This window comes from Streptomyces sp. NPDC059002 (genome assembly GCF_042740435.1).
GTDB lineage: Bacteria > Actinomycetota > Actinomycetes > Streptomycetales > Streptomycetaceae > Streptomyces.
The window spans coordinates 1-8,600 of record NZ_JBHYJI010000118.1; the positions used below are offsets into that span (position 1 = coordinate 1).

General features: G+C 64.7%; 9 protein-coding genes, 1 tRNA gene and 1 pseudogene. 4 read left to right on the plus strand and 7 right to left on the minus strand.

Annotated features, from left to right (window positions below; translation table 11 throughout):
• Positions 1–29 precede the first annotated feature (29 nt).
• From ACFWZ2_RS42965 to stsA, 4 genes are all read right to left on the minus strand, one after another.
• Positions 30–830, minus strand: a complete 801-nt coding sequence (locus ACFWZ2_RS42965; protein WP_384555244.1) for an ABC transporter ATP-binding protein — start codon at positions 828–830, stop codon at positions 30–32.
• A 44-nt stretch (positions 831–874) separates the two neighbouring features.
• A complete protein-coding gene (locus ACFWZ2_RS42970) occupies positions 875–1,168 on the minus strand; it encodes a PqqD family protein (RefSeq protein WP_384555245.1) in 294 nt (97 codons plus the stop codon).
• A complete protein-coding gene (gene stsB, locus ACFWZ2_RS42975; protein ID WP_384555246.1) occupies positions 1,168–2,607 on the minus strand; it encodes a StsB family radical SAM/SPASM domain sactipeptide maturase in 1,440 nt (479 codons plus the stop codon). The genes ACFWZ2_RS42970 and stsB overlap by 1 nt, the downstream gene beginning before the upstream one ends.
• An 80-nt stretch (positions 2,608–2,687) precedes the next feature.
• The gene (gene stsA / locus ACFWZ2_RS42980) at positions 2,688–2,819 is read right to left on the minus strand and encodes a StsA family sactipeptide RiPP (protein WP_384555247.1); all 132 of its coding nucleotides are present in this window, start codon (positions 2,817–2,819) and stop codon (positions 2,688–2,690) included.
• Positions 2,820–3,331: 512 nt separating this feature from the next.
• Between stsA and ACFWZ2_RS42985 the strand changes: the two are divergent.
• Positions 3,332–4,001 (plus strand): annotated as a pseudogene (locus ACFWZ2_RS42985) (transposase family protein); the annotation flags it as partial.
• A gap of 295 nt (positions 4,002–4,296) precedes the next feature.
• Here the strand turns inward: ACFWZ2_RS42985 and ACFWZ2_RS42990 are convergent.
• From ACFWZ2_RS42990 to ACFWZ2_RS43000, 3 genes are all read right to left on the minus strand, one after another.
• Positions 4,297–5,040, minus strand: coding sequence for a hypothetical protein (locus tag ACFWZ2_RS42990; RefSeq protein ID WP_384555248.1), 744 nt, complete (start codon positions 5,038–5,040; stop codon positions 4,297–4,299).
• The gene (locus ACFWZ2_RS42995) at positions 5,037–5,717 is read right to left on the minus strand and encodes a PadR family transcriptional regulator (protein ID WP_384555249.1); all 681 of its coding nucleotides are present in this window, start codon (positions 5,715–5,717) and stop codon (positions 5,037–5,039) included. The genes ACFWZ2_RS42990 and ACFWZ2_RS42995 overlap by 4 nt, the downstream gene beginning before the upstream one ends.
• Positions 5,718–5,963: 246 nt before the next feature.
• The gene (locus ACFWZ2_RS43000; protein ID WP_384555250.1) at positions 5,964–6,785 is read right to left on the minus strand and encodes a carbon-nitrogen hydrolase family protein; all 822 of its coding nucleotides are present in this window, start codon (positions 6,783–6,785) and stop codon (positions 5,964–5,966) included.
• A 300-nt stretch (positions 6,786–7,085) separates the two neighbouring features.
• On the opposite strand from ACFWZ2_RS43000, the gene ACFWZ2_RS43005 reads away from it, so the two are divergent.
• The 3 genes from ACFWZ2_RS43005 to ACFWZ2_RS43015 all read left to right on the plus strand — a co-directional run bounded on the left by ACFWZ2_RS43005 (position 7,086) and on the right by ACFWZ2_RS43015 (position 8,495).
• Positions 7,086–7,472 carry a hypothetical protein gene (locus ACFWZ2_RS43005; protein ID WP_384555251.1) on the plus strand — a complete coding sequence of 129 codons (387 nt, stop codon included), beginning with the start codon at positions 7,086–7,088 and terminating at the stop codon, positions 7,470–7,472.
• A 72-nt stretch (positions 7,473–7,544) separates the two neighbouring features.
• Positions 7,545–7,621 (plus strand) — tRNA-Pro (locus ACFWZ2_RS43010).
• Between the two features lie 211 nt (positions 7,622–7,832).
• The gene (locus ACFWZ2_RS43015) at positions 7,833–8,495 is read left to right on the plus strand and encodes a deoxynucleoside kinase (RefSeq protein WP_384555252.1); all 663 of its coding nucleotides are present in this window, start codon (positions 7,833–7,835) and stop codon (positions 8,493–8,495) included.
• Positions 8,496–8,600 lie beyond the last annotated feature (105 nt).

Consider the following 8,600-nt stretch of genomic DNA (forward strand, 5'->3'; position numbering starts at 1 on the left):
ACTACAGCCTCACTGCTTGATCCTGGCCGTCACTCCAGAGGATCCGCACCCATTGCCTGTGCTGCATCGGCTGCGTGTGCTGCATCGGCTGTGCCATCTGCGGATCCCACCAAGGCGATGAAGGCGTCCTCTAACGAGGGCGCACGGTGTCCGGAATCGGCGCCTTCGGCTCCTGCGGAGCGCACGGTGCCGTACCGCTCCGCGAGGTCGCGCGGGGCGGCGAACTGCAGCAGACGACCGCGGTCGAGGATCATCACTCGTTGGCAGTTGCGCTCCAGTTCCTCGACGTAGTGACTGGTCCAGAGCACGGTCGTGCCGTGGCGGCGGCGGAGCTCGCCAAGGAGGGCCCATACCTGGCGGCGGCCGTTGACATCGAGGCCCGCCGAGGGCTCGTCGAGGAGCAGCAGGCGAGGGTTGCCAAGGAGCGCCCTGACCACCTGCAGTCGTCCCATCTCGCCACCGGAGAGGGTGAACACGAGCCGGGATGCCTTGGTGGTGAGGGCAAAGGCGCGCAGCAGTTCGTCGACCGTGTCTCGTGCGTGCCGCCAGCGGAGGCCTTTGAAGTTGGCGGCGATCCGGAGATTGTCGAGGGCGGTGAGCATCATGTCGAAGGGTTCTGACTGGTGCACGACGCCGATGTGCCGCTTGCCCGCCCCGCCGCGGGCGCGGGGGTCGGTGCCGAACACCTTGATGCTGCCGTTCGTGGGTAGGGTGACGCCGCAGATCAGCTTGGTGAGGGTGGTTTTGCCCGCCCCGTTCGGACCGAGCAAGCCGATGACGGCTCCCGGTTCGACGGAGAAAGAGAGTCCGTCTACGGCGTTGTGCAGCATGCCTGGGTACCGTTTTACGAGCCCTGAGGCGCGTACGGCGGGGGTCATGCGACCAGCCCCAGTGCGTGCAGCCCTTCGAGGAAGGTCCGTACGTCCCGTTCGACGACGGCCCGTTTGACGGAGTCGTCGCCGGCGTGGCGTCGGACCATCTCAGTGGTCAATTCGTCGAAGCTGCAGCCTTCCGCGAGCAGCAGCCAGATCTCAGCGGCGGTGGCGTTGAGCGTCCGGAACTGCCCGGACCCGGCGTCGTAGAGCCGGACCTCGCCTTCGTCGGGGATCCAGATCACGTCGGAGGCGATCGTGGTACGCGGGCTGGCGGGGGGCGTGGCGGACTCCATCAGCTGACTCCTACCAGGGGCAGTCGTAGGCGCCCTGCGGTGCGCCAGTCCTCGTACACAGGATGAGTAGAGTCGTTGCTCACCAGGCGCGGGCGCATCATCTCGTCCTGGAAAGCATGCAGTTGATCTCGGGTTGCTCCGACCGAGAGCCACCAGTTGGTCACCATGGAATGGCGCAGCATTCGGCACAGGTGTCGGCCGTTGTGGTGGATGTCGCCCGTCTCCGCCATGTGGTAGCCGCGGCACCCACCCCCGCAAGCCCCCCGAATGTAGCAGTGGCGGCAGTCCTTGAGGTTTTCGCCCTCGAAGACGCTGCTTGCCCGCAGATCAGCGAGGAGGGGAGAGTCGAATATTTCCGTGAGCCTCTGCGTGCGTACGTTGCCTGCACGTTGGTTCGTCGCGGTGACGAGTTTGCACGGATAAACGTCCCCAAGGGAGTCGACGTATATTTCCGTGCCACCCATGCCACAATTTCCCTTGATTGAGCAGGGTTTACTGGCCTTGGGGCCATCTGGAAGCAACTTGTCGGCCTCGGGTCGCGTCCACATGAACTCCTGGATTTTCTGGAAGTGACGCCAGCCGAAGTTGAAAGTATCCGTGGTGGCCCGCCCGAGGTTCGAGTGGTACATCGTCCGTACGCGCTGCACTCGGAATGCGGAGACGAACTCGGCCATTTTATCGAGGTGTTCGACGTTGTCCTCGGTGATCACGTGGTTGATGACTGGAGTGACGCCCGCTTCATTGAGTAGCTGGAGGGCATGTGAGGTGCGGGCAAACGTACCCTTCCCGCGGGTACGTTCGTGCAGCTCTGCCGTACCCCCGTCCATACTCATGGTCACCGTCTGGAACAGGTCCGCAATGCGCCGCGCGATCTCGGGCTTACGGATCATGGTGCCATTAGTGATGATGTTGAGAGTCAGGCCACGAGCCCTGGCGTATTCGGCAATCTCGAAGAGGTCCTTGCGCAGCATGGGCTCGCCGCCGGTGAAGATGAGGAGCTGCACACCCATGTCGGCGATCTGATCCACGAGAGCGAGCGACTCGCCGGTGGAGAGCTCGCCTGGCAGACACTTCTCCGAGGACGCGTAACAGTAGGGACAGCGCAGGTTACAGCCGTCCGTGATTGCGTAGTACACCATGCTGAGCTGCGGATCCGGAGTGAGTACCTTTGGCTTGCGCCCGGGCAGGTAAACGAGCCACTTGAGGATCAGCTTGGCGAGCACGCGCTCGACCGTGCTTGCGTGGCTGGTCCGCTGCTGCCCCGCACCTGTGCGCCCTGAGCCGGCCAGTGCCGAAAGCACCTCTGCCTCCCGCTCGGTGAGCAGGCACCAGGATGCCAGCTCAGGGTTGGCGACCAGGCGGTCGCGGCTCGCGGGCGAGCGGAAATAGACGAGATCTTCGGGTACGACAAGGTCGTCCCACATATCCAGCAGTTTCACCTTCACCTCACTGTGGCCAGGTTCGGCGGACCGGGGCGGGACCAATCGATGTAGGCCCCACCCCGCGGCTTGAATGCGCCTCAGACCTCCACGTCGTCGTCGCCGAAGCCGGAGCCACCACCGGCCCCACCGCTGCAGCCGCAATCACAGGGCATCTGAACGGTGAGTTCCACCGGAAGGATCTGCGGGGTGACCCATTCGGAGCGTTCCATGTTGTGACCTCACTTCTTGACTGGAGTTTTTGGTTTCGGGGCTGCGGACGTCGGCTAGACCATCAAAGTGCCACTGATCAGGAGCGCGATGACGTTCGAGATCGCCCCCCCCGTTAGCCAAGGTGCTCTAACCGCGATCTCCTCTGAGCCGCATTTCGCTCAACGGCCTTCAGTACTCAGACCTCGATGCGTAGCACTTCCAGACAGCGTCAACCACAGGCCTCAAGGCCGCCGATACGCACCAACTGGCCGCATTCAAATAGCGGTTGGCCAGTGCGACGCGATAGGACATAGCGAGTGTGCAGGCGCGTCGGCGCTCACGCACGTGGTGTTCCACTCAGTGGACTCGTTGAGGCTTTTGAACCATCGAGCGACATGAGGGAGGCGCCAGTGAGCCCTTTCCAACTTGACGCGGTGGGTCGGTAGTTGGGCTGGGGCCGGTGTCGGGACGTGAAGAAGCTCCTGGCAGATGGGTTCACGACCAAGATCACCTGTCTGCCAGGAGCTTCCGCGTGCTGGTCCACCCGTGCGGTGTCGATGTGTCCACCGAGAGTCTGCGCCACCTGTCGGCCTGCCTGCGGACCAGCCGCCGGGAACGCGGTACCCGATGGCGTCGGCTGCCCGCCGGACGGCAGGCGCTGCTCGTCCTCGCGCATCCGCGTTCCGGTCACACCTATGCCCAACTCACCGCCGGGTCCGGCATCGACACCCCTACCGCCTACCGATACGCCGCGGAAGCAGTCGAAATCCTGGCCTCCCACGCACCGACCCTGGCCCAGGCGATCAGGATCATCTCCACGAAGGCGTTCGTGATCCTGGACGGCACACTGCTGCCGATCGACCGCATCGCCACCGACCGGCCTCTCCACTCCGGCCAACACACGAAACATGGCATGCATGAACGTGCAGGTCATCGCAGCCCCTTCGGGGCGACCACGGCGGGCCTCACCCGCGCTGCCGGGCGCAGTTCACGACATCAAGGCCGCCCGGACACACGGCATCATCGATGCCCTGGCCGAAGCACGCGTGCAGTGCTGGGCAGACAAGAGCTGCCGAGGAGCCGACGGCACCGTCCGCCTTCCCTCCTGGGGACGGCGGGAGACGCTGTCCACAGGTCAGCAAGCCGTCAACCGCTCGCACGCCGAAATCCGCGCACTCGTCGAGCAGGCCATGGCCGGCCTCGGTCCACTGTTCGGGTGCGTTGAGCCGGTACTGGATGGGGATGAGGCCGAGCTGTGATGCCTGACGGGCCCGGTGAGGGTCTTCGCATCCTCAGGTTGAGGAGGCCAACTCCAAGGTGAGGACGGCCTCGACCAGGTCGGTGATGCGGATGGTACTGCGCATCCCCCAACCCGACCCAGCACTCCCCCTGCCCCTCGAAGCGCTGACTACGACGGGTTGACGCAGATCCACTCCCCCCGACCTGCCAGCGATGCCCCGGCCCCACTGGCAGACCGGCGCACCGGAGTGTGCGGACTCACTCCTCGCCGGTGTGCACCCTGCGCAGCCAGGCGAACAGCATCCGGAGGGCGACACCGCAGCCAGCACACCACGCCCACCCCTCCGTCAGGAGCATGTGCAGGCCGTCCTGCCACTGGATGTAGATCGCCAAGGATCCAACTCCGCACGTCAGGGCAGCGTTTACACGGGAATCAGAAGCGAGCAGCCAGTCGACCGGAACCCAGAGAGGGACAGCCATATCCCCTATCCGCATCCTGATCGCCGCGAACACAAACCCGGCTGCGTAGCGCCTCTGTCGCTCCGGGGAGAGCGTGACCCCATTCTCCGGATCGCCTGCCAGAAGCGAAGCCCACTCTTCCCGAAGGTGTGCCCGGCTGCTCCCGGCAATGACCGCTGCCAGATTAAGGGCGCTGCTCGCGGCAGCCTTTCTCGGCCGCCGCTCCGATACCACCGCCTCTGGCTCACCGTCCTCGTCGTCGGCCGTCGTATCCGCACGCAGCGCAGTCCCCGGCAGGCCGATCACAGCAAGCAGGATGCCCCCGGCGGTAAGCGCGCCGAACAGCCAGCCCGCAGAGAGCAGAGTGTCCGCGAACTTCGGTTCGGGGTCGAGAATCTTCATGAGATAGCCGACGAGCAGGAAGGTCGCGGTGGCGGTCCCGAAAAGGACCGGCAAGAGGATCGCGACCACCGTAATGAGCCTGGCCTTGCCCAGGGGCTCCGGAGATTGCTCTTCGGGCTGCCCTTGCTGCGTGTCGGTCACGACGGGCCCCCCTCGCCGGCAGCGGGCAGGCCAAACAGGCGAGGCTTACGCTGGCTCGCCTCGTGCGCTGCGAGCTGCCCGGCGGCGGTCAACTCGTAGAAGTACCGCTTCGGCCGACCGGGATGTGCACCGCTCTCTGCCTGGCGCGTCGCCCAACCGGCGACGACCAGCCGGTCGAGGATGGGGTAGACGGTGCCGGAGCCGAGATCGGCCTCCTCGCAGATCTTCAACCCCCAGGCAGGGTCGTCCGGCGTGGACGCCAGCAGCACCTTGATCACCTCAAGTGTGGGGCGCGTCAAGCGAATTGAGGCCATGAGGTGAGTGTCGCAGCCCACCTGGCGTATGTCGAGAACGACAGATGAACGGCCATGGCAACCTCGACTCCAGTTCCGAATCCGCCCGTTCACCGCATCACGCGCGCCGCGGCCGGACATGATGCCCGGCATGAAGCCGGAGACGAAGCGCAAGCCGACCTGGACAGCCTGAGCCGCAGGAGCCGTCCTCTTCGTAGCAGCCCTCACCTGGAGGCCCTGACCCATCGAAGGCCACCACCTGCGCGCGCACGGCAAACTCCTCTCCTCCGCCGGGATCATCACCACCGGCTTCCGCACCACGCTCGTCGCCGTGGGGTTGGCGCCATCGGCGGTGTCGGCCTCTGGCACAAACATCACGACCATGAACTCTCGCGGCTTCAGGTCCAGTAGGCACAGAACCGGTTCGAGCTAGCGCAGGAGCAATCCGAGCACGCCCAGGAACAGTCCGCCCACACACAGGCCGAAAACCGCGAACAAGCCAAGCTCACCCGAGAAACCCCGCCACTCGAGACGCACCGCCTTCGCGGGAACCGAAGAGGCCGGTTTTCATTCGCCATTAGGCGGGCGGCTCGGTGGACACACCGAGCCGGTCGGACCTGCGCTGCGGAGTCAGAGGGCGTAGGTGCTCGGCCGTCTGTCCTCGAGCGGGGCGATCGACGCTCCGTCGTCGAAGACGAGGCGTTTGCCACGGAAACGGTCGAGATCGATCCGAGCCGTCAGCACTTCCTCACACCGGGCTTGCTGAACAGCGAGGACTTCGCCATTGGGTGCAACGATCTGGCTGAATCCGAGAAAGTCTGTTGCCTTTTCGCTGTCGGGTCGATTCGCCACCAACAGATAGACCAGGTTCTCGGCCGCGCGTACCCGCGCGAAATGCTCGGCCAGAATGCGCGACTGCACCGGCCAGATGGTGGGCAGCGCGATGATGTCTGCACCGGAAAGTGCAAGCGTGCGAGCAACTTCGGGGAATCTCGTTTCATAGCAGATCATCACGCCCAAGCGCCCCAACGGCGTGTCGAAGACCGAGACACCCGACGCGGGAGGTTCGTCCACGAACAGGTCCGCCCCCAGCGGCGGCAAGTGAGCTTTGCGGTGGACCCCGGCGTGCCCCTGGGGGCCGATTACGAACGCCGAGTTGTACAGGCCGCCACCGTCCTTCTCGAGAGCACCGACAACCAGATGCAGATTCAGCCGGGCCGAGAGTTCGGCGACTGTTGCCAGTTCGGGGCCGTCGGCCGCGACAGCGACGGCCTCAGCTTCGCCGCGAGAATCGAATAAGTAACCCGTCAGGCAGCATTCGGGGAATACGATCAGCTCGACCCCCGCGCTCGCCGCCGCCTCGGCCGTTTCCGTTATCCGCCGTAGGTTTGCATCGATATCACCTGGCACACAGCCGATTTGAGCCACAGCAACCGATCTTGAGCTGTCCACGATGCACCACTCCCCATTTCGCTGACCGGGTACGTGCTCCGCGGCTGCACGCAAGTGCTGTAACGATGCACATACCAACTACCCACTCGGCAACGATGCATTCAAGATCGAAGAGTGTCAAGGAATCACACCCAGTTCACTCGGTAGCCTGCGACCGTCAGCCGCTGATCCACGCAGCGTGACAAGCTGTTGGGCACATAGCTTGCAGGTCTTCTCGCGGATCTCGATTGCCCATCAACAGTGGCGCCCTTCACCCCTTTGAACAGCGCAAATCCCTGGACTGGGCCCGGGGCTGAATCCATGCCGCAGCAGGTTCCGGATCCGGCAGTGAGCTCAACCCTCGAGCAGCCGGTCGTACTCGACCCAGACCCCGACACGGCCCGCAGCCCGGCCCGAGCCCACATCGCCGACTACCTCGCGAGATCGGCCCGGACGGTGAGCTATGAGCCGGCCGATCTCGCGATCGGCCGGTTCCGGGGCGAGCTGACCACGGAGGCGCATCTGGCCGCCGACGGCAACGGCCGCGGCTTGGCGGTGCTGTTGAGCGCGGGCCAGGCTGGTGATGCGCCGATGATGCCCGCAGTGCTCGAGGCGATCGCCGTGCCGCGGCTGGTCGGCGGTCCACCGCGTCGCAACCCTGACCGGGTGCTCGCCGGCCGAACTCTGGCACCCGCTTTGATCGGGTAAGGATGCGCAGCCCTCCCCTGATATGGTTCTCACGCACGCATGGCCGGTGGAAACCCCAGGTCAGACGGGCATCGGGACGTGGCGCAGCTTGGTAGCGCACTTGACTGGGGGTCAAGGGGTCGCAGGTTCAAATCCTGTCGTCCCGACCAATGTTTCACGCAGGTCGGAGACCGTTTCCGCAGAAGCGAGAAGACGGCCTTCAGCGTTCTTCGGGGCGCTGGTCGCAGTGCGATCACCCTCCATCCGCGAAGGGCACACGTACTACGTGCGCGGCGGCATACGCACATGGCCTTGCCCGCCCCCCGGTCCCCCTCGCTGTGCGGGCGCCCGCGAACAGAAGACCCCAGGGGGAAGTGAGGTATGCCAGTGATTTGCGTTGGAGGCATGATCGGAATCGGCAAGACGAGTGTCGCCGAACTGATCGCCAAGGAGCTGGGCAGCGAAGTCTTCTACGAAAGCGTGGAAGACAACCCGATCCTGCCGCTCTTCTACACGGCGAGCCCCGAGGAGATCCAGGCGAAGCGCTACCCCTTCCTGCTCCAGCTCTACTTCCTGCAGACGCGGTTCGCCTCGATCAAGGAGGCGTACAAGAAGGGCGACAACGTCCTCGACCGGTCCATCTACGAGGACTGGTACTTCGCCAAGGTCAACCACGAATTGGGTCGGATCAGCTCCCTCGAAATGCAGGTGTACGAGGGACTGCTCAACGAGATGATGCGCGAGATCGACGGCCTGCCCTACCGCAAGGCACCGGACCTCATGGTCTACCTCAAGGCGGACTTCGAGATGGTGCTGCACCGGATCGGGCTGCGGGGCCGCGATTTCGAACAGGACGAGAGCCTCGTCGCGTACTACCGGACACTATGGTCCGGCTACGACGACTGGGTGCACAAGCACTACTCGGCCAGCGAGGTCCTCGTCATCGACATGACGCACACAGATGTGGTGAACAATCCCGAGGACGCTGCTCGCGTGGTGCAGGAGGTCAGGGACGTCCTGGCGGAGGCCCGCCTCCGAGCTTGAGAACTCGTAACAGGATCTTGGGGGGCGTGACCGAGGCTGGCCAGGCTCCCGCCCCCCCCCATTACTTTCTACGTAGCCCCGCAACGGGGTTACCGGCCTTCGGAG